Annotated in this window: 20 protein-coding genes and 1 tRNA gene; 5 read left to right on the top strand and 16 right to left on the bottom strand. The window is 40.6% G+C overall.

The features are described from left to right. Positions 1–292 precede the first annotated feature (292 nt). The gene (locus EP58_RS15815) at positions 293–2,200 is read right to left on the bottom strand and encodes a right-handed parallel beta-helix repeat-containing protein (RefSeq protein ID WP_036094785.1); all 1,908 of its coding nucleotides are present in this window, start codon (positions 2,198–2,200) and stop codon (positions 293–295) included. Between the two features lie 498 nt (positions 2,201–2,698). Between EP58_RS15815 and EP58_RS15810 the strand changes: the two genes are divergently transcribed. Both EP58_RS15810 and EP58_RS15805 read left to right on the top strand, forming a co-directional pair. Then, entirely contained in the window at positions 2,699–3,430 is a 732-nt protein-coding gene (locus tag EP58_RS15810; protein ID WP_036094784.1) for a glucosamine-6-phosphate deaminase, read from the top strand. A gap of 24 nt (positions 3,431–3,454) precedes the next feature. After that, positions 3,455–3,952 carry a GNAT family N-acetyltransferase gene (locus tag EP58_RS15805; protein ID WP_036094783.1) on the top strand — a complete coding sequence of 166 codons (498 nt, stop codon included), beginning with the start codon at positions 3,455–3,457 and terminating at the stop codon, positions 3,950–3,952. A 114-nt stretch (positions 3,953–4,066) separates the two neighbouring features. On the opposite strand, the gene EP58_RS15800 is transcribed toward EP58_RS15805, so the two are convergent. The 4 genes from EP58_RS15800 to EP58_RS15785 form a co-directional block, all read right to left on the bottom strand. Then, positions 4,067–5,071, bottom strand: a complete 1,005-nt coding sequence (locus EP58_RS15800; protein ID WP_036094782.1) for an inorganic phosphate transporter — start codon at positions 5,069–5,071, stop codon at positions 4,067–4,069. 122 nt (positions 5,072–5,193) lie between these two features. After that, a complete protein-coding gene (locus tag EP58_RS15795) occupies positions 5,194–6,576 on the bottom strand; it encodes an amino acid permease (RefSeq protein ID WP_036094781.1) in 1,383 nt (460 codons plus the stop codon). A 489-nt stretch (positions 6,577–7,065) separates the two neighbouring features. Next, on the bottom strand, positions 7,066–8,109 hold the full coding sequence (locus EP58_RS17125; protein WP_052171479.1) for an acyltransferase family protein: 1,044 nt from the start codon (positions 8,107–8,109) through the stop codon (positions 7,066–7,068). A 56-nt stretch (positions 8,110–8,165) separates the two neighbouring features. Continuing rightward, positions 8,166–8,651 (bottom strand): GNAT family N-acetyltransferase, encoded by a 486-nt coding sequence (locus tag EP58_RS15785; RefSeq protein ID WP_036094780.1) that lies wholly within the window; start codon positions 8,649–8,651, stop codon positions 8,166–8,168. A 131-nt stretch (positions 8,652–8,782) separates the two neighbouring features. Here EP58_RS15785 and EP58_RS17390 point away from each other — a divergent pair, with 131 nt between their 5' ends. Then, entirely contained in the window at positions 8,783–8,932 is a 150-nt protein-coding gene (locus tag EP58_RS17390; protein ID WP_112859896.1) for a lmo0937 family membrane protein, read from the top strand. Positions 8,933–9,116: 184 nt separating this feature from the next. Further along, positions 9,117–10,661, top strand: coding sequence for a polysaccharide pyruvyl transferase family protein (locus EP58_RS15780; protein WP_036094779.1), 1,545 nt, complete (start codon positions 9,117–9,119; stop codon positions 10,659–10,661). Positions 10,662–11,099: 438 nt separating this feature from the next. Here the strand turns inward: EP58_RS15780 and EP58_RS15775 are convergent, their stop codons facing one another. The 10 genes from EP58_RS15775 to EP58_RS15730 all read right to left on the bottom strand — a co-directional run bounded on the left by EP58_RS15775 (position 11,100) and on the right by EP58_RS15730 (position 19,793). Next, complete coding sequence (locus EP58_RS15775) at positions 11,100–11,960, bottom strand: retron St85 family RNA-directed DNA polymerase (RefSeq protein WP_052171478.1); 861 nt, start codon at positions 11,958–11,960, stop codon at positions 11,100–11,102. Between the two features lie 301 nt (positions 11,961–12,261). Further along, complete coding sequence (locus tag EP58_RS15770; RefSeq protein ID WP_036094778.1) at positions 12,262–12,564, bottom strand: hypothetical protein; 303 nt, start codon at positions 12,562–12,564, stop codon at positions 12,262–12,264. A 21-nt stretch (positions 12,565–12,585) separates the two neighbouring features. Further along, a complete protein-coding gene (locus EP58_RS15765; RefSeq protein ID WP_036094777.1) occupies positions 12,586–13,443 on the bottom strand; it encodes a phosphoribosyltransferase-like protein in 858 nt (285 codons plus the stop codon). Positions 13,444–13,662: 219 nt separating this feature from the next. Next, positions 13,663–14,319: a hypothetical protein gene (locus EP58_RS15760; protein WP_137657326.1), complete on the bottom strand. Its 657-nt coding sequence runs from the start codon at positions 14,317–14,319 to the stop codon at positions 13,663–13,665. A 573-nt stretch (positions 14,320–14,892) separates the two neighbouring features. Further along, positions 14,893–15,327 carry an SMI1/KNR4 family protein gene (locus EP58_RS15755; RefSeq protein ID WP_036094775.1) on the bottom strand — a complete coding sequence of 145 codons (435 nt, stop codon included), beginning with the start codon at positions 15,325–15,327 and terminating at the stop codon, positions 14,893–14,895. A gap of 2 nt (positions 15,328–15,329) precedes the next feature. Beyond that, entirely contained in the window at positions 15,330–16,787 is a 1,458-nt protein-coding gene (locus EP58_RS17835) for a T7SS effector LXG polymorphic toxin (protein ID WP_036094774.1), read from the bottom strand. Then, a complete protein-coding gene (locus tag EP58_RS15745; RefSeq protein WP_036094773.1) occupies positions 16,774–17,088 on the bottom strand; it encodes a hypothetical protein in 315 nt (104 codons plus the stop codon). Before EP58_RS15745 ends, EP58_RS17835 begins: the two co-directional genes overlap by 14 nt. A gap of 21 nt (positions 17,089–17,109) precedes the next feature. Continuing rightward, positions 17,110–17,403, bottom strand: coding sequence for a DUF3130 family protein (locus tag EP58_RS15740; RefSeq protein WP_036094772.1), 294 nt, complete (start codon positions 17,401–17,403; stop codon positions 17,110–17,112). Between the two features lie 403 nt (positions 17,404–17,806). Next, a tRNA-Lys gene (locus EP58_RS15735) sits at positions 17,807–17,879 on the bottom strand. 117 nt (positions 17,880–17,996) lie between these two features. After that, the gene (locus tag EP58_RS15730; RefSeq protein WP_036094771.1) at positions 17,997–19,793 is read right to left on the bottom strand and encodes a glycoside hydrolase family 2 protein; all 1,797 of its coding nucleotides are present in this window, start codon (positions 19,791–19,793) and stop codon (positions 17,997–17,999) included. Positions 19,794–20,002: 209 nt separating this feature from the next. Here EP58_RS15730 and EP58_RS15725 point away from each other — a divergent pair, with 209 nt between their 5' ends. Beyond that, a complete protein-coding gene (locus EP58_RS15725; protein WP_036094770.1) occupies positions 20,003–20,506 on the top strand; it encodes a GNAT family N-acetyltransferase in 504 nt (167 codons plus the stop codon). A 376-nt stretch (positions 20,507–20,882) separates the two neighbouring features. On the opposite strand, the gene EP58_RS15720 is transcribed toward EP58_RS15725, so the two are convergent. Continuing rightward, entirely contained in the window at positions 20,883–22,172 is a 1,290-nt protein-coding gene (locus EP58_RS15720) for an adenylosuccinate synthase (RefSeq protein ID WP_036061244.1), read from the bottom strand. Positions 22,173–22,228 lie beyond the last annotated feature (56 nt).

Below are 22,228 nucleotides of genomic sequence, written 5' to 3'. Positions count from 1 at the left end.
GTTTTGTTCGGTCTTAAAACGAAGTTTTTACTCGAATAACTACTCCTTTTCACTTGACTTACTACCACTAGACTCATGAAAATTAGATAAAGAAAAGAAGAATAGCTAGTGCTACTCTTCTCTCCACATGGCAGGTTTTTCCGTTGCTCGCCAACAGTCAGCCCTTATGTCTGACATTTATATCGAGTTGACCATGTGCCTGCCCACATTCTTTTCTCTAACCTGAGTATAGCACACACTCACTTCATCTTGCAACTATTTTTCCAACACAGATTGACGTGTTTTTGATCCCTTATTCTGTAATTTTCACCTGCATCTCAGAATCATACGTCTCATTCCCATTCACCCGATAGCGCACCGCAACTTGCATATCCTTCGTTATATTGTTCGCTTTCACATTGATCAAGAAACTCCCATCAGGGTTCACTGTCGCATTTTTGATACCAATGCCATTAATAACGACCATCACGATTTGATAGCGCCCTTGATTATTCACCAACATTCCTTTAATATTCGTTTCGCCGACTTTATAATCTGCATATCCCGTGTATAAATTACCAATAAACGGCGTCACCGGATTCGGAAGCTCAAGTGGCGCAATCCGCAACGTCGACGGCATCGTATTATTCAACACCCGCGTCGCATCCGTCTTCTTCGTACCAGCATTCCCCCAAATCAAGAGGTTATTAATATAGTTCGAAGTCGTCGTATCCGCAACCGTTACCCAGCCATTGATTTGCTTATCCCAGGAAGCCTTATTATCCGTAACACTCAGCAGTTCCACCGGATTCCGAACCTCCACCATCACCTTATAATAATTATCCACCAACCCATCAATGTCGAAACGGTTGTTCTCAATACTAATACCACGCGATTTATTCACCGCGCCCGTCAAAATTCGCACCGGATAACGAATCCTACCACTCGCATTGAAATCATTGTTTTTAATAATAATATTTTTCGGCGTTGTTTTCACACCTTGGCGATCCCGTTCATACAGCGCCATAAACGCAAAATTATCATAACTATCCAACTGGACAAAATTATTCGTAACCCGCACGTTCTCCGCCCCAGACAAGCGAATCGCCGTGTAACCCGTCATATTTTTCTGTAGCGTTGCATCCACGCTATCCGCTACAATTTTACCATCCTTATCCGTCTGCACCTCATGCTGTAAACTTAAATCCGTTGCCTGTGGATCCTTCTTTTTTCGCTCGGTGTTATTGATTTGAATATTGCTCGGATTGTATTTATTGCTGCCCTCCCCGCCGATAAGCCGGTTGCTATCAATGATAATATTATTATTCGCGGCACCGTAACTATCAATCCCGCCGTCCACCATCGATTTCCGATCATCCGCTGAATATTCCATGTTCGCCGGTGCATAAAAATGCTGCGTACCATAGCGCTGCATCCAATCACGAATTTCATTCCCAATAATCGAGATTTGCTTCGTTCCGCTACCACCATTCCCGCGATACATCACGATACCCGCACGACCAATATTTTCAATCTTATTCTTCTCAACAACCACCGTCTGGCAATACTCCATCGCAATCCCACTCTGCAAATTAGAATTCCGAATTTCCGAGTTTTTCACCGATCCATTCTTAATCCCACCCAGATAAATAATCGAGTTCGCCTGCTCATTCCCGTCCGCAATAATGTTCTCCATTTGGATATTATCGAGGCGCTCGTAAGGCTCAGCAAGCGATGTACTATCATCCTTATAATCCCCCGCAAAATTAATCAAAGAAAACGCGTACGCATGCCCACTCATAATGACTGGATCAATCTCATACCGAATGCTTATATCGCGAATCAACACATTCTTTATGTACTTAGGGCTCGTAGGATTCGCAGCCTCTGTCGTCAACCCTTGCTTCGGCGCCGTGAAAACTAATTCACTATCTTTCGCATTCGCCGTCGCCCCTTTAATAATCACATTAGACGGGACTTTTAACGTATTATCAACATAATATTTCCCCGTCCCAAACTGAATCGTCGTACTGTCATCACTCAGGTTAATCGCTTCCAAAATTTTCGCCCATCCAAGCGCATTCCCCGTCGCAGCCGCCTTATTATCCTTCTCCATAAACCGATCCACTTGAATCACCTCAGCCGCCTGAACCCTCATCACTCCACCAAAAACAAACATCAACATCATCACAAAAGCAAAAAACACTACTTTCCGTTTCACAAAATCAACTCCCTTTCAACAACATAATTCCAAAACAACTCATAACGTGTTGATTCAGATAAAGAAAGTATACCTCGCCAAATCACGCGAAACAATTGCATTTTCCACCAAAAACACAAAATTTCAAGATATTTCATCGTTTTCCACCAATATTATAAAAGATTACATCTCAACATTTCCCGCCATTTTCCGAATTAGCAACTCCGACACAAAATAGAGTTTCCCACACTAAAAATCGACCAAAAAACACTCCTTATCCCCCAATTTACCATTTTTCAAATGTGACAATTCCACGGCAAAAAGTCCTTGTAAGCGAAACCAAGCACTTTTTCACATAGATTCATTCGATTATTAGTCATTAAAAACAATAACAGCGTGCAATCTTGCTTTTTCAACAAGTTCAGTATACACCTTCCAGTTCACTCTAATGCAAATCTGAATGTTGCAAAATCACCCAAAACACGGTATTCTGGAGTTAATCGACAAGGAGGAGAACTAATGAAAATAATCCGTACAAAAACATATGAAGAAATGTCCGAAAAAGCGTATGACGTTGTAAAAGCAGTCATCGATTCCAAAGAAAACCCAGTAATCAACACAACAACCGGCGCAAGTTATGACGGTATGTTCGAAAATCTCGTAAAAGGCATCAATAATGATGAAGTCGACATCGAAAAAGTGTTTATGATGAACCTCGATGAATTTATCGCCCCGCGCGAAAGCTCATTCAGCGTATACAGCTACATGCACCAAAAATTCTACGATCAAATTAAAAAGCAACCACGCGAAATCGGCCTATTAGATGGTAGTTTATCCAGTTTTGACGAAGAAATCGCGCGCTATAATAAGATTTTGCGTGACAATAAACGTGATTTACAAATTCTCGGACTTGGTGTAAACGCTCACTTAGGCGCGAACGAGCCTGGAACACCTTTTGACTCCCGTTTATTCCTAGCAGATAGCGACGATTCCACGATTAATAGCACGATGCTTTATTACAAAGTGACACGCGAAGAAGCACCAGAACAAATGCTGACGCTCGGTCTTGCCGATATGATGGAAGCAGAACAAATCCTTGTAACCGCTTCTGGCACAAGAAAAGCAGAGGCCGTAAAAGCAACACTCGAAGGCCCAATTACCGAAGATTGCCCAGCATCCATTTTGCAAAAACATCCAAATGTCGTGTTCATTATCGACGAAGCAGCAGGATCATTACTGACTAAGTATTAAAAACTTGGAATCAGGGGTGAAAAAATGGAAATCAGGCTTTTAACCACAGCAGATGTCGATCAATACGTAAAAATCAGACTCCAAGCCCTGCAAGAAAGTCCCGCAGCTTTTGCGACAAGTTTTGAAGAAGAGAAATACACCGCCTTACAAAAATACGAAATCCGCTTCCAATCCCCATATTCCCTGACATTCGGCGCATTTTCAGGCGGGAATTTAGTTGGCGTCGTGACTTTAATTCGAGAAGAACGTATCAAAACGCGTCACCGAGCCAATATCGTCGCGATGTACGTTGCCCCAGAAAGACGTGGCAGCGGCGTCGGCAAAGCCTTAATCGGCACTGCAATCGAGCAGGCGCAACAACTAGAAGGCATCGAGCAAGTTTATTTATCCGTCGTTACGAATAATAAGCAGGCACGAAAACTCTATACCTCGCTTGGATTTGTACCTTACAGTCTCGAGAAACGCGCTTTGAAGCTGGATGGCACGTATTTTGATGAAGAGCATATGGTGTTGTTTTTGTAAAAAAAGGGTCGAGAATAGTTGCCACAACACGGCAGCGACTATTCTCGACCCTTTAATTATTATGTTCGTCGTTGTGTAAAACCAATAATCTGCTCCATACTACTCTTTTTCCACTCACAAAAATATTGCCGCACTAATCCAATAAACCACCGCCGCCATTATACCCGCACACGGCAATGTAATCATCCACGTCACCAGCATACTTTTCCCAGTCCGCCAGTTAACTTCCTTCTTATGATTCGCGGTCCCAACGCCCATCAGCGAACTGTCAATCACTTGCGTCGAACTGATTGGCAAATGGATTAGCGTCGCACTCATGATTACCGAAAGTGAGCCTAGATCCGCCGCAACACCAGTCACCGGTTCAATTTTCATGATTTTCGTGCCTACCGTTTTAATAATCCGATAACCGCCAATCGATGAACCGAGCGCCATCGCGGCCGCACAGCTCACTTGCACCCAGAATGGAATCGTGGAATCCGTCTGCAAACCGCTCGCAATCAAGGCCAGCGTGATAATTCCCATCGTCTTCTGCGCATCATTCGTTCCGTGCGCGTAGGCCTGCATCGCCGTCGTGCCAATCTGCGCCATCCGGAAATGCCGATTCGTCTGTACCAACTTCTTATTCCGAAAAATGAATTTGAACAGCGAATAAATCAAATATCCGACCGAAAAACCGATAATTGGCGAGATAATCAACGCAATAATAATCGTCGTGAATCCACTCCAATTCAGCACGCCAAAACTCCCCGCCGAAGCAATCGAAGCACCAGCAATCGACCCAATCAGCGCGTGCGACGAACTACTCGGCATTTTCGCGATCCACGTCATCAAATTCCAAATCACCGCCGAAATCAGCGCACATAAAACCACGAATTCCCCATTTTTCAAGGCAAACGGATCCACAATGCTCGACGTCAAAGCCACCGCCACACCCGTAAACGAAATCGCCCCGAAAAAATTCATCACAGCAGCAATCCCAATCGCTACCCGCGGTTTCAGCGCACGCGTCGAAATACTCGTCGCCACCGCATTCGCAATATCATGAAAGCCATTTATAAAATCGAAGGCCAAGCCAACAATCACAATAATAATCGTAATTAAAATCACCGAATCCATCCAACATTCCCCTAATCTGCACGCTTTACTTTCTATATACCCTATTTTGCGCCTGAAAAAGGATTTATTCAAGTTTAACGCAAAAACGCCCCTCGAAAGGAGCGTTTTCTACTATCTATATATTAGTCTAAATCTGTCGCATTCTGTTCTTGCTTCTGCCCTCTAGCTTTACGAATAAAGTAAATCCCAACCAGAAGTACGAACCAAACCGGTGTTACGAACAGTGCCACGCGTGTGTCTTCCGCCAATGCTAGAACGACTAGAATGAACGCAAGGAACGCGAGAATAACGTAGTTCGCAACTGGATATAACGGCATTTTGAATTTACTTTTCGCTGCAAGTTCTGGGCGTGTTTTGCGATATTTCATGTGACAGATAACCGTGATTCCCCAGATATACAAGAAACACACTGTCGAAATACTCGTGATTAACGTGAACACACCTTCTGGCATCACGTAGTTCAGAATAACTGCAATCAAGATAACGATTGTGGAGAAGAACAGCGCATTTGCCGGAACTTTATGCGATGTTAATTTTGTCATTGGGTATGGTGCATTTTTTTCCTTAGCTAGTGAGTAAACCATACGACTCGTACTGAAAACCGCACTGTTACACGCTGATGCTGCCGAAGTTAAGACGACGAAGTTAACGATTGCCGCAGCTGCCGCAATTCCGAGTGCCGCGAAAACTTGCACGAACGGGCTTTGCGCCGGGTTAATGTCATTCCACGGATAAATACTCATAATCACGATTAACGCACCAATATAGAAGATAATAATCCGAATTGGGATATTGTTGATCGCTTTTGGAATAACTTTCTCAGGATCTTTCGTTTCACCAGCCATCAGACCGACGAGCTCGATGCCCACAAAGGCGAATACAACCATCTGGAACGACAGGATAAAGCCGCTCGCACCATTCGGGAACCAACCGCCGTGACTCCATAGATTAGTAAAACTAGACGCACCTGCATCCGTTGAAAATCCTTTGATAATCATAAATGTACCAACGACAATCAAGGCTAAAATAGCAATAACCTTAATTAGCGCGAACCAAAATTCCATTTCGCCGAACAGCTTTACGGTTGCAAGGTTCATCACGAGCAAAATAACTAACGCGATTAGCCCTGGAACCCATTGCGCCACATTCGGGAACCAAAATTGTGTGTAAAGACCGACCGCAGTCAAATCCGCCATCGCAATCGAAATCCAACAGAACCAATACGTCCAACCTGTGACGAACGCGGCTCCATTTCCAAGATAATCAAAAACAAAATCGACAAAAGAATGATAATTCAAATTTGATAGTAACAATTCACCAAGCGCACGCATAATCAAAAAACAAATAATCCCAGTAATCGTGTAGGCAAACAGAATCGACGGACCAGCTAAATGAATCGATTTCCCAGAACCAAGGAACAAACCAGTCCCAATCGCACCCCCAATCGCTATCAACTGCACATGACGATTTTTTAAGCCTCTCTCTAATGTTCGTTCTTCTGACATATGTATTTCCCCCTTATTATTGGCCAGATGAAACCCTACCAATCAGGCAACATCTCGAGCCTCTGTGAAACAATGTCTTTCAAGATTATTCTTCTATCATACAGCAAAACGAATCCAAACACCATACTTTTTTATTTCACAATGTAAACGCTATCATTTGAGTTTATTGTACCACAGAAATTACCCATTCGACAAAGAAGAACGCTTATAATTTTTATTTTTCTTTGTAACCATTGATAGATAAAGGGTATTACTATGTTTTTAATTTTATATATGAATAGGCTGAATCATCGGGTAAATAGGACGGACATACAACAAATGTCCCGAGTTTGTGAATATATGTGTATATTCGTAGGGTTATATGTCGCAAATGTATTTTTTTATACGTTGAATGCAGCTAGGAAAATCACATGCCGAATAAGGCTATACCAATTTATAAGGCGAACGACAAATAAGCACGAGCCTGATTGCGCTCATGCTTATTTTGGATTACGCTTCTTCCTCCAATATTTCGGTGCGTCGGAGTTTTTGAATGCTGTCTAGAGGGTTCAGTAGCCAGCGAATATGACTGCTAATGGCAACCAACGAGCTGCATGCGAAAATCGAGATACAGATGATGAAAGCGAGTTTTACGAAGGGGTTCCAAGTCGTGAAATCCGCGGCGAACATTCGAATGATGAAGAAAAATATCGGATGGAGCAGGAAAATGACTAGTGAATTATCGCCCCATTTTGTGAGTGTGCTTTCGCGATTGTTGACGAGCATGAATAGAATCGTAATCATGATAAGTGCGATGATGTATTGCTGGAACTCGATTTTTAGGAATTGCAGGATCGTGTTGGAAAAAGCGCTGGATTGCAGGAAGCCGTAAAACGCATTTTCAAATCGTAGTGGGTTGTTGGATAGCACGTAGACGATGATGAAAATCAGAACTGCGCTGAGTAGTGCTTTGAATTTGAAGTTGCCTAGCGCCACGCTGCATTTGTCCATCGTCTCTTTGTTGATGTAGAAACCGAGCAAGAAGAATGGGAAAAATACGAATGTTCTCTGGATGGATAGGAATTGGCCTGAAATTGTCGGGTTTTCGATTAGGAAACCTGTTGCCCACCAGCGAATTCCGACGCTAGCGACTAAGATACCCGCTATGATGAACATGCTCCAGATCCGATACTTCCCGATTTTGTGGAGCAGGATTGCGACTGCGTAGAAACATGCTAGACTGACTAAGTACCATAAGTGGAAAATTGGCGTTGTGAAGCGGAACGTGAATATTTCGCCGTAATGTGTGACGTATGTTATGACCGCGTAGAATGATTGAAAGATTATGTATAGCAAAAGTAGATTTAATACCTTTTTCCAAGTCACGTTTTTCGCGAAATAGCCGTTCAGAAAAATAAATGCTGGCATGTGGAATGCGTAGATTAGCAGGATGAGCGACTCCATGCCGCCTCTGACTATGAGTAATAAATGGCCGAGTACTACTAAGAAGATGAGAATCCCTTTTATATTGCTAAATTTAACATCTTTTGTCATGATATACCTCCCAGAAGATTATACCATGGTTTTGGGAAATAGATGAATTTTAGCGACTAATCAAGATAATAGGCCAACTGGTAGTCATCTAACCATTGATTGTCCTCCCAGAATTCACGCTTAAAATAGGCCTCCTGCTCAAAGCCAAGATGTTGATAAAAGTGGAGGGCATTCGTGTTGGTAGCCATGACCCGAAGCGCAATTTTGCCGATGTTATTTTGTTTACCGAGCTCGATTAAATGTTCAATCAGCTGTCTTCCAACGCCCTGCCCCTGCGCTTGTTTGGCTACCGAGATGCCGAAAAGCCATTGTTTTTGGCGAGATGGGGCTAGCCCTGGACTGTGATAGACGAGAGATCCTAGAACGATTCCGTCTTCTTTTCTAGCTACGAGCATATTTTGCGTCATGACGTCTTTTTTGAATTGCTCATAATCGTTTTCGGTCACGACATGCGGGGTGGTTCCTTTCACCATCACACTTTTTTCGATTTCCCATAGTTCTGGGATGTCAGATTCGGTTTGAGATGTTATGTGGATTTTCATGCTTATCATTCCTTTTTATTGAGATTTGCTTTATTTTAGCATATTTCCGGTTTGCTACCTTACTAATTCGTATGTTTCACCTTTTTGCAGAGTGGTAAAGATAAGGACGGCAGAGCCTGAGGAGGTTACATATGTCAGGAATTATTTGGACGATTATTGTGGTTTTATTTGTGATTTGGGTTATTGGTCTGATTCTACGCATCGGTGGGAAGTTAATACATTTATTGTTAGTTTTAGCTTTGGTGCTGTTGGTGTGGAATTTGATTACGGGGAATGGGTGATGAGGAAGGCTGTTTTGTCTCTTGTAACGAGGGATAAAATAGCTTTTTTTGATACATTTATAGTTATTCTAGCTCGATAAGTATATCAAATAGCAATTTATTTACTAAAAATTTCCCTTACTGATAGCAGTTTGATATACTCAAATAGGATATATTATAAAAATTGTAAGGACGTGGCATCTTAATGAAGAAAATACTCATTAGATCTGGAATGCGCCCCACCAATGTTTATACAGCTGAAGATATGTATTTAAAAGATCGTACAGGGTTTAACAATGGCAATCTTGCTTATCAATACAGTATCTACCGAACACTATGGAACGACAATGTGGAAATACATGCGGATGGTCTTTCTTCTAATCCTAACTTAGCGGATAAGATTAATGCGAATTATGATCTCTACGTTATCCCACTAGCAGACGCTTTTCGCGATGACTTTCGGCCTACGTTGCGAAATTATACGGAATTAATTCGCCGATTGAAAATTCCAGTCGTGGTTACTGGTGTTGGATTACGCGCAAACTATGAGCCCCAATTGGACGCAGGTTTTGCATTTGATGAAGACGTTACCAATTTTGTCAAAGCAGTGCTTGAAAAATCGTCTCAAATCGGAGTACGTGGACAAATCACAGCTGATTATTTAAAAAAATTAGGATTTAATGAAGGCGTCGATTATCGCGTTATTGGTTGCCCATCTCTCTATACTTTTGGGCGAGAGTTAAAAATAAGAGACGTCCATTTGACCGAAAAATCTTCTATTGCAATCAATGCTTCTCCGATTTCTTCAGAAGTGGCTGTACAATTTTTGAACAGTATGATTGAGACCCATAAAGACTATTATTTTATTCCGCAACACTTAGATGAGTTCCATTTAATGTTTGCAGGAGGACCTGACATTTTTAGCGATATTCCGGGTTATCCTACAGCCATTGATCATAAATATTACCAAGAAGGCCGCGTGAAATATTTTACGAGTATGCCGAGTTGGTATGACTTTGTTAAAAATGTTGATTTTAGTATCGGTTCACGATTGCATGGTAACGTTATCCCGACAATTGTTGGAACGCCCAATATTTCTTTTGTGCAAGATGCTAGAATGCGAGAATTAGCTTCCTATCACGCCCTTACGCACGTCACGATTGATGAATTAGATGGCGTAACCGATGTGTATGACCTCTTAAGTAAAGTAGATTTGAAATCCGCCGAAAAAGTACAGGCGCGGAATTTCGATAATTACATTGATTTCTTGGAGACAAACGAGCTGGATCATATATACAAAGATGACCGGAATCGTAAAACTGCCCCATTAGATGAGCTCGTCCAATCAATTGATTTTCCGGCTAGCGCAGAACCGATTACAGTACTTGATGCCAAAACTATGTTAGAACGCATAAAAGTGACTTCTAATTTATTGCAAGAGCGTAGTGATTTCAAGTTAAGATACCACGTGAATCGCGTGAATGATCAGCTGAAACAGGTTAAAAGCTCTTTTTCACATGAAAGAACGGAATTTAAACAAAAGATAGCCGAGCATCAAGAAAAAAATGAAACGATTGAAAAAGAACTTGAGCAGACTAGTAAAAAGCTACAGATGAGTATTGATGAAAATCAGAAAATGAACGCTAAAATCAAGCATTATAGAGGTACTTTGAATCGAAAAGCCGTCAAAGCTACATTGAAAATTGCAGATTCTTTAGCGAATGTTAAAAGTAAGGTAATGAGTAGGTAGTTTTTGTTATATTAAAAAGAGCTTCCGCGTTTAGCGAAGGCTCTTTTCATTCTGTGTATGGGTTGTGAGGGGATCGAACCCACGACCCGCTGATTAAGAGTCACGAAAAATGAAATTAGACTCTATAATCGTTGCTATTGCTATATCTAGTTTGTGAAATTGCATGGTTTTTATAGCGGTTATTTACAAGTTGCTGTTTATTTTGCATTTTTAATGTGAGTTAAAAGCAAAAAAGTAATATAGTTCACAATGCTTCTGAGCTATTTATATTCTGTAGCGAGAAAGCACTTCATATATTATTTCTTTATAATTTAATAAAACAGTATCTTTTTCATTTATGTGCAAACCGTAGTTCACCCTGCCTAGTAATCCTATCAAATATTTTCTTTCCTGCCCAGCCTCACAAGCATTACTCAAATGTTTCTTTTGATTTTTTTTTTAAAAATACATCTCTAAACGCAAGTTATTCCTAGTAGTTCTATCAATTTGAATTTTTTGATTAACCACTACACCTGTTACATTTTGTCTATCATTCTGTCTGAGTATTTTGGTTTTCTTATAGTTTAATTCCAAATTTAACTTTGATAACTCTTTCTTTAAAAAATGGATTATTTTCGCAGGTTTGAAATCCCCAGAGAAGGTCATATCATCGGCATATCTCGTATATCGTATTTTTTCTACCCTACAGTAACTGGATATTTTTCTATCCAAGTTATACATTACAATGTTGGATAAATATGGGCTAGTAGGTGCACCTTGAGGTAAACCATGATTAAGCACACAAATATTAGTTAATACTCTTGACAAGTTCTTACTATACCCAATACTTCTGAAGAAGTTATCTACAAATCTAGGTTCTATAGAAGAAAAAAAATCCAATACATCTAACTTCATCACAATTTTCTGTCCTCTATGGAACCTAACATTTTCTTTCAATGAAACTTCCTTCTTATACGCCTTTGCATAAATGCTTACTTCTTTTTTTTCCAAAATATTTCTTAGAATCCACATCTGTACAGACTTTAACAATGGAAGTGGCTCATGTATAGTTCTTTTTTTACCATTCTTTTTCTTAATTTCAAATCTACGATAAAAATACTTAGATGCATTAGAAACTTTAAAAATATATTCATATGAAACACCTACAAGTTTAGAAAGGTGAACCACATCATAAATAATAGGATACCCCTTTTTCACAATAACTTCAGCGTAAGCTAAGTTTTTTTCTATATAGCTCTCTTTATATCCAGATTGCTCAGCCTTCTTAGTGAATCTATCTTTGTATTCGTTCCACTCCATCATAATCCCCCAAAATGAGCCTTTTTATCACATCTTTTAAATTATTATCTGTACTAGCCTTGATTTTGGAGATTGAGCATAATAACTTAGGACGCTTAGTTAGAATGCGATAGCTGCAAAATCAAGGCTAGTGCAAGTATATCGCTGTTTTGCGATATACTTCATTAAGAACAGACTCCACAATCCCTTGTGGTGGATGTTCTTAATGAATAGCTTGAAACAAGGTTCTCTTTATACACGCTGAAATCAGACGCATATGTTCTTCTCTAAACACAGAAAAACTATTAGCTAATAAAAAGGCTCAAGGTAAGTATATCTCATTTTCATCAAGCTTATCAACAATATGTTCAAATTCAGGGAAAATAAACTTATCTATTTTCATTAAATCTAGTTCCCTCTCTATCTGATCTATATACTCCAATCCCTTATTTGTAATTGTAATGCCATTATCAACATCTAAAATAATATTATTATTTTTAAGCCTTTCCAAATTTTCTTCAAATTTATCTATATCTTCTGGGATAATTGATGCTACACTTTTTTCATTCATAACTAATTTTAGAAATGCCAAATTCCAAAGTTTTTGATATCTTTTTTTGTCCATACATGCCTCTCCTTACATAATTTATCTAGGAAATAATGATTGTATTTTTTTTTGTTTGTTATCGCGCCAAAAGAATGGGAGGGTATTATTAGGCGTACGGATAGTGGCTAATAGTGCTTCCGATTTATTATAACCGCTCATATATCCCTTTGGTGAATTTATTTTTTTAGATATCTGCTTAAAAAGCATCCTTTTTTCTTCTAAATCTGCTTTTTCGGAAAAGACATCACTAAGCGTCTTACCTTTCGTCGAGTACATAAATCTGAATTTGCATGTATTAAATCTATCTATAGATGCCTGTAGACAAATAAATGTTAAAACCAACACATTTTCTTCATTCAGTCCCATTAATTTATACGACTTTATAACTTCGGTGGTACTCCTACCCGTCCCTATAAAGTCATCTACAAATACGATTCTTGCATTTGGATTCTCTGCGTATTCGTTCACATCCTCAATCGTCAATCTGTGCTTAACTTTAATTACTAAAGATTTATTCTCAAAGAAGCGCTCATCTATGTACTTTATTAGAGTCGTTCTAAACAAGTATGCAACTAAACTACCACTTTTCAGATTCAGCTCCCCCTGCTTCTCCAAAGGTATTATTAAAATCTTCTCTAGCCCCTCTATTCCCCACCTCATTTGACTGTATATGTCAACTAAAAAATTCTCATAATCCTTAATTTGATAGAAATCAAATTGTTCTAGTAAACCTAGAAATGAATCTCTTTGCTTGGTATCTAACTTTGAATATAGACTTATAGCTCTTTTTATAAACATACTTCCATTACTGCTTGTTGCGCCCCAGCCTTTTCTTTCGATAAGATTTCTAATCCGAATATATTCATCAACCTGAAGACTTTCGCCTTTATCTCGCACTACAATCACTGCCCCCACGCGTATCATTTATATATTCCGTTATAACAGCAACTCAACCTTAAATATAAATCAAATTACAGATGGACTCCTCTCAATCGCTGTCGTAGGTTCGGAAAACTCTCCACTTGTTAGTTGTATTTTCTAATACACCTTCCCTAGCTTTTGTATTAAGAAAGCCTCCACTTACACACGATTTAGCTTCCTTACACAAAATGGATTTCATTTCGATATTAATAATTTTGTGATTTCTATAATCATGCTACTCAAATCATAAATTACAAACATTAAGCCTAATAAAACAAGTATGAAAAACACAACTAACATGGTTATTTTCGCTATACGGAACATTAATTCAAAAAATTCAACTACTGGTTTATGTTCAACTCTATAAACCTGTTTAGAACAAAAAAATCTTATCCAAGATCTGATTCTAATTCTTTTTTCCTTGAGCCATACTAAATTATATCTTACTTTAAGCTTGCCAATAAAATGGTCAGAGAATTGTTTCATATTTAACTCATAGAACCAAGTGTGTATTATTCTTCTGCTTACTAATCTAATATCCTTAAAACTATTTGTCTCTGTTTTCAATTCCTTAATATAAAATTCATAGTATGCAAAAGAATTAATAGCACGGTGTTTAGGATTAAAGTCAGAAACCTTATAATTCTGCTTTAAAAAAAGATTATCGATTTCTATCGGAATAGAGTAAATCCTATCATTTTCGTATGTATAGAAATTTAAAGTGCCTTTTATAGACACTATACTTCCATGATATAGATTTTTAACTCTGATATCCACATGCTTCCCAGTATATCTGGTATAATATTCTTTGATTTCTAAACCCACAATATCATTATCAACTTCTATATGCACATCCTGTCTCTCCAGGTAATCTTGTTCTCTCTCATTAGATACTGCATTGCTATGTCTCAGTAATAACATTGTAACTATAACCAATATAATGACAGTACTTAGACTGAGTATATGTTTAAAAACTATGAATGCGAACTGAAAAATAGCTGCATCATGCGTGAATATTACTTTAACCCCATTGAATAGAACAAAAATCAATGCTCCTATTAGTATCAACAAATAAAAAAATTTACTCTTTTCCTTTATAAATATTAGTATATGATCTGCCAAAAGTTATCTATAGCCCCTTTCCAAATGTGTTATGATATAATACATTATAACACATTTGGAATATCTAACCAATAAAAAATAAATTTAATTAATCTAGAGACAGCTACTATAGGCTCCCTAGCAACAGCATAAATAATCATTTGATTCTATACAAAAATATTTGACACGGCTGTTGAAAAACAGTATATATCAAATAATCCTTGCAAAATGGAAATCATACGAGCTACTTATGATTTCCACTTACAGCAAATATTCTGATATACACCATTTTTCGGTTTATACATCAAGAACTTAAAAAAGTCATCAATCAACCAAATCCATATAATACATATCATTCATTGCTACTTTTTGTAGAAATTCAGCTAAAGAATCTGCAATTTTAAATTCATCATAATAAACTGGGCTTGACTCACTGTCTACTAACTTTATTGATATCATAGCAGTTTCATTAGCCTCGAAAAAAATCAATTCATCCTCTAAATCATCATACACTTCGATATCAGGGAAGAATTCAAAATCATTTTGCTTTAAACGAAAATCTCGAACGGATAACGGGTCCATCAATCTGTTCACATTCTGTCTTGAACCTTTTATAAAACCATAGCCAACATTACGATAAAAATCTATTAATTCTTGTGGAAATAAGATTTCTAAATCTCTTTGCGCATCCGTAATAGTCTGAGGCTCCACTGGATAAAATTTATTCTCATGATTAGCTATTAAAAAATCATACTTCATTATTATTTCTCTCCTTTAAATAATTCATTTCCTGGTGAACCTGCCCCATGAATTCCCGCTTGATGCTCATTAGGAAATTTTGCAGGGTGAATATTCCACCATTCGTGTTCTCCACCAAAATTATTTTCAATCAAATGATGCGCATCATATAGATCTCCTTTATTTCGAATAGCCGCTCCATTTTTTGCAGATATTACATCATCAGAATATGTTGGCCAAACTTGGCCAGTTTTAAGCTCCCATTCTGTGATTAGAGAATTCTTCACTTTATTGAAAGAGCGCCTATGAACCTTCGTATCGGACGGAGACAGCTTTGTATATTCTTTCTCTCTAAGTGCATTTTTCAACATATCTACCTGATTATTTGCCAATTTACGACCTGTTTGCTGTTCCACATCTCGAACATAGCTTCTGATTAGCCCTGTATTGATTGATTTTTCGATAACAATTGGTTTACCGTATTCCTTTATCTTTAGGTCGGATTCGACTTTATTTATAGTGCTTCTTGGGAAAGCTTTTCCACGTCCCCTAATCGCAACCATTCCCGCTGCAACTCCAGCAATAAGTGAGAAGCTTTGCGCCTTTGTAATCGGAGCATCGGTGTAATAGTATATGCCTTTTAATGCCGATTTAATTATTTCAGCAGCTACATCTTCTTGCTTATTCTCGGCTCCCTTAATAGATCCTTCCCTTAGACAATCATTATATGCAATCGTCGCTTCTGCACAGTCGGCATCGGTCTTCCCATTCTTCGTCAACACCCAATAGTTGCCCTGCAATGTCTTCTCGTATTTATCAAAATTGAACGTCTTCTTCGCTTTTTTCGGAGCTAATGCGCCTAACTTTATTTTCGTTGGCTGGAACATATGAGACGAAGCATTAAACGCAACACCACTTTCTATCTGTGCAAGGCTCTGTTTCACTTGGTGCAAATCCGTCAATACATCACGCAACATATTTCGATGCGTAGCTTCAAACTGCTCATATTTCTCTAGTATCTCTTCCTCTTTACGGAACTGCCCCATCGCCGTTTCCATACCTAATTGTAACCCAATATTTTTCCCGATGGAAGCCATGCTATTAGCCGCGGAATTCGTATCTGCTTTCAATGCCTCTATTTTGTTCTCATACTTCCGCATGTCGGCTTGTAACTCATACATCCGTGCCAAATCCAGCTTCGCATTCATCGAGGAATCCACTTGTGAATAGAAATCCGAGACGTACTTTTTCAAACGTTCCTCCGCATCCTGCAAGCTGTTTTTCGTAGCCTTAATAAGCGGATAGTACACGTCTCGATAGTATGCCTTCGCTTGGTCACCGATTTCTCCTTGAATATCCGAATCGGATAAAAAACTACCAATCGCCGTCTTTCGTTGCTCTAACTCTTGTTGCACTCGCTTAGATTCAGCGATAAACACCGATACAAAATTATGTATTTCTGCAATATCAATGCGCGCCATTTTTCGCATTCTCCTTCAACTTCTCCAACTGGATGCGAATTTGTCGTTTTTCCTCGATGATTTCGTCTTCTAACGCATTCACGTACTTACGCGTCTCACGCCATTCCTCTTCCACCGCGTCTTCCAGTCTACTCATCGTTTTATCGGCCTTCTCCCCTTGCCACGCGTCACTAAAGTTCACAAGAATATTCGCTTTATCTCGATTCAGTTGAATCAATCCTATCTGAATATCCTCTAATTTCCGGCGTTTATTGACACTCTCTTCTAATCGTTTTTCTAGCAGTTTTCTCTCTTTTTCCATCTTCCCTATGCCCCCTCATGATCATTTCTTCCCGACAAAATCCAATCCTGATTGCAACATTTGTCCCAATGCTTTTTCTGATGCCACAAAAGCTTTCTCTACATCCTTTAAGTTCTGCCCGTCTTTTACAAATGCACTCGGAAACGCTTGCAAAAATTGTGTCATTTCCATGCAATCCTGGACTAATTCTTGCGCCGTGCCTGTGGAATAAGCAACATTGGGGCTTAGTTTAAATGCCAAAGCATCTGAATTCTTCCCAATCGCGGTCGCATGTTCCGATAATCTCCCACTCGGTAGCTGTATTTTCTTTGCCACTTCTTACTCAATCCTTCCTTTATTTAGTACCTCATGGAAATATTATACCATATGTTATACATAAAAAAAGCCCTTTTCTGAGTTTTTAAAATGGAATAATGTATTTTAGTTCTATAGCTAACCTTGCTACATGATACTGGAATTATATAATGAATGAGAGGTTAGAATATATTATTAGTAGAGGAGATACTTAAGGTGATGTTAGGAAGCATATCAAGAAAATATCTAGGCAAATTAAGAGGCATATGAAAATATGATACGCGCTAAACTTGATACAATAGAAATCGCTATTTCTAGACTTCTGCCCACGCTCTGCCCATGGAAACCATTTCTTAACTTTTTTACCTCTATTTTCACAAACTAAAAACCGCCTAAGCTCTACAGCCTAAACGGTTTTATGAAATGGGTTGTGAGGGGATCGAACCCACGACCCGCTGATTAAGAGTCAGCTGCTCTACCAACTGAGCTAACAACCCGTACGATAAATGTTTTTACCGACAAGACTTATTCTAGCACTTTCGCTCTGGCTTGGCAAACATTTCACACATAGATAGGAAGGGCCTCGTTGCTGGGAGGCCCTTCTTGTTTGTGGTCTATTCTACAATCTGATCGAAATACTGGTCATTTATCTCTCGTATCCGCTTTAATTCGCATTTTGGTTCGCGGTCGTATGTTAGCAGGCCGTTGATTTCGACTTCTACGTCGGTCAGTTGGGTGTAGCAGTAGCCGTGTAGGGCTTTTGAGCTGTAGACGGCGTGCATGACGCGGCTGTAATCGGCGACGAATTCTTCGGCGTTTTTCACGGATGTGTAGCCCCAGCCGCTCTGGTCGCCGGTTTGAAAGCCTATGCCACCGAATTCTGTTAGCAAAATTGGCGCGCCTTGGTGCTCGAATCCTGCTGCGTAAATGGCGCGTAAGGTGGATTGGGATTTCAAAATGGCTTCTTTGTTGTGGATTGTCCTGCTAAAATCGGCGTACTTCTGGGGTTCGTCTTCGCGGCCGTGTGAATAATTATGCACCGCGCAAATATCGGTTTCGGTCATTTCCCAGCCGTCATTGGAGATTACCGGGCGGGTTTTGTCGAGCGAATGAATGAGATGATACATCGCTTGGGTGTGATGTTGTTGTTCTCGATTGTTGTGAATGCCTGGTACGCCCCAGCTTTCGTTGATTGGCACCCACGTCACGATGCTAGGATGATTGTAATCGCGCTCGATAATTTCTAACCATTCGCGAGTCAGTCGGGTCGCGGCGTCTTCTGTATAAACTGGTGCCGCCGCGCATTCGCCCCAAACGAGGTAGCCCAGCGTGTCTGCCCAATATAGGAAACGCGGATCTTCTACTTTTTGATGTTTACGGCAACCGTTGAATCCCATTTCCTTGGCGAGCTCGATATCGTAACGCAACGCTTCATCGGACGGCGCAGTCAACAAACCATCACGCCAATAGCCTTGATCCAGCACCAATTTTTGATAGTAGGGGCGGTTGTTCAAATAAACCATGCCGGCCTCCGTGTGCACCTTGCGCATTCCAAAATACGACGAAACCTCATCATACACCACCGAATCGTCCTCTAGGCAAAATTCAATCTGAAAAAGGTTCGGGTTTTCTGGCGTCCAATTCCAGCCGTCATTATGGTTCGGCGAGCGGAAAATCTGTTTTTGATAAATCGCCACGTCGCGCTGTATATGGTTTTGCGTCAACGTCACCGCATCCTCAGCAACCAGCGTCTCCCCGAAATGAATCGCATATCGTAAGCGCTTACCAATCACGCCGCCCGCAAAATTCAAATCGAGTTCCACCATACCTGTGTCCACATTCGGCGTCATGCGCAGCTTTTCAATATGTAGCGCGTCCACGATTTCCAGCCAAACCGTCTGCCAAATTCCCGTTGTGTTCGTATACCAAATCGAGTCCGGTTCCGGCGTCCAACTCTGCTTCCCACGCGGAATCGTCTCATCTTTTTGCGGATCAAATACCCTCACAACTAGCGTCACAGCCTCACCACCAGCCACAAAGGGCGTGATGTCCAGCGTAAACGACGTATGCCCGCCGTCATGCTCGCCGACCTTCTGCCCGTTCACAAAAATGCTCGCCGAATAATCCACCGCACCAAAATGCAGCTTCACTTCCTTGCCACCGTCCAAATCCGCCAGCGCAAACTCCCGCTTATACCAAACAATCTCGTGATGCGCCTGGTCATCAATCCCACTAAGCGCCGTCTGATACGCAAATGGCACGACAATCCGTTTCGCAAACGTCACATCGCCACGAAACCAGCCCTCACGCAACCCAACGTCCCCATCATCAAAAGCAAATTCCCATTCCCCATTCAAATTCATCCAGTTTTCCCTCACAAATTGCGGTCGCGGATATTCTTCTCTCAACATTTCACATCGCTCCTCCTTATAAAAAAACGCTTACAATAAACTCTAAAGTTAATCAAACTAAAAAGCCATCTTACTTGCATTATATACAATAGATAACCATTGTGTCAAACAGATAAAAATAACATTAACTTATACGTAAACTATAAACGTATTGCTTTTCACAAAGAAATGTTCTATGATCGAACAAACAACCTAAGGAGGCTAATCCTATGACATTCCCAATCATCCAAACGCCGCGACTCACACTAAGACAACTAACCCCCGATGATTCCAGCGCCATTTTTGCCCTGCGATCAAATCCGGAAGTCGCCGCTTTTCAAGACCGCCCGTTACAGCAAAACCTGGAGGAATCCGCCGCATTTATCGATAAAATAAACACAGGAATCGACCGCGAAACCTGGATTTTCTGGGCCATCACGCTACAAGAAACCGCCGAACTCATCGGAACCGCTTGCCTCTGGAATTTCTCAGAAGAACAGACACGCGCGGATTTAGGCTATGAATTATTGCCGACATTTCAGGGTTCAGGCTACATGCTTGAAGCTTTAAAAGCCGTGCTCGACTACGGTTTCACACAACTCCAACAAATCGACGGCGTAACGCACAAAAACAACGACCGCTCCACCCAACTCCTCAAAAAACTTGGGTTCACGCTAAATCCAGTTTTTGCGGAAGGAAACGAGATTATGTACACATTAAAAAAGAGAAGCTAGGCGCAATACCTAACTTCTCTTCCTATTTCTGCGTCTTCGAAATCCAGCTTCAAGAGCCAGCCTCTCGGAATTTTCGTGACCTCCGCAAAAACCAAGTACGGGTTTTCACTGCGCCCCCTAACAAATTCTGTCGAGGCTAACGGGCTCTTTCAGCTTTGTTGTGGTTCTTATGAGGCATTACTTGCCGATTTAGAACCTCAATATGCATGAGAACGCAGTGAGCATGTAATCCATGCTCTACATCACGTTCTGCGTCTTCGAAATCTAGCTTCAACGGCCAACTCCTCGAAAACTTCACGCCCTCCATAAAAATCAAAAGAGGATTTTTACTGCGGTCGCTCCAGTTTTTTTCGGAGCTGAACGGGCCGTTTCAGCTTTATAATCGCCAAACACTCTTCACAACATGCGTCTGCGAACGATCCGGTCCTACCGAGAACATCGAAACCTGAACGCCGGTCAGTTGGGCGATACGCTCCATGTAATGACGCGCATTCGCTGGTAAATCATCCAACGATTTCACATTCGTAATGTCCTCTTCCCAACCGTCTAATTCTTCGTATACCGGTTTGCAACGAGCTAATTCTTTCAAACTCGCCGGGAATTCTTCAATAACCTTGCCATCCAACTCATACGCGACGCAGACCTGCAATTTCTTAATGCCTGTCAAAACGTCTAAAAGCGTCAAGGAAAGATCCGTCAAACCACTCACACGGCGGGCATGGCGGACAACAACACTGTCGAACCAGCCAACACGGCGCGGACGGCCAGTCGTCGTTCCATATTCACGGCCAACTTCACGAATGTTATCGCCGATTTCATTATCAAGCTCCGTCGGGAATGGGCCATCACCAACACGCGTCGTATAAGCTTTTGCAACGCCGACAACGTGGTTAATTTTTGAAGGGCCAACGCCGCTACCAATCGTTACGCCACCAGCAATCGGATTACTCGACGTTACGAACGGATATGTACCTTGGTCAATATCCAGCATAACCCCTTGCGCACCCTCAAAAAGAACACGTTTTCCATCGTCCAGCGCGTCATTCAACACAACCGATGTATCGCAAACATATTGCTTAAATTGCTGACCATATTCGTAATACTCTTCTAAAATGTCTTCTATTTTAAAGCCTTCCAACTCATAGAAACGCTCCAATAAACGGTTTTTCTCTTGTAAGTTATGCTCTAATTTCTCTTTAAAAGTCTCTTTGTCCAAAAGGTCCACGATACGAATACCAACACGCGCGGCTTTATCCATGTACGCTGGGCCAATCCCTTTTTTCGTTGTACCGATTTTGTTAGCACCTTTACGTACTTCATCCGCTTCGTCAATGCGAATATGATACGGCAAAATAACGTGCGCGCGGTTCGAAATACGCAAATTCTCCGTACTTACGCCTTTTTCATGTAAATAGTTTAGCTCTGTCACAAGCGCTTTCGGATCAACAACCATCCCGTTTCCGATAACACTAATCTTCTCTTTGTAAAAAATACCAGATGGAATTAAGTGCAATTTGTACGTTTCTCCATCAAATTTGATCGTATGGCCTGCGTTATTACCGCCTTGGTAACGCGCGATAGCCTCCGCATTCTCGGAAAGAAAATCCGTAATCTTCCCTTTTCCTTCATCGCCCCACTGTGTTCCTACAACAACAACTGAAGACATCTAAACACCTCATTTAATTGGTCTTTTAAGCTCGATTTCGCAAGCTTTTTCCACTC

It is taken from the genome of Paenilisteria newyorkensis, assembly GCF_000766145.1.
GTDB classification, from domain to species: Bacteria; Bacillota; Bacilli; order Lactobacillales; family Listeriaceae; genus Listeria_A; species Listeria_A newyorkensis.
The sequence above is the reverse complement of the archived record's forward strand: the minus strand, read 5'-3'. Positions and strand labels throughout refer to the sequence as shown.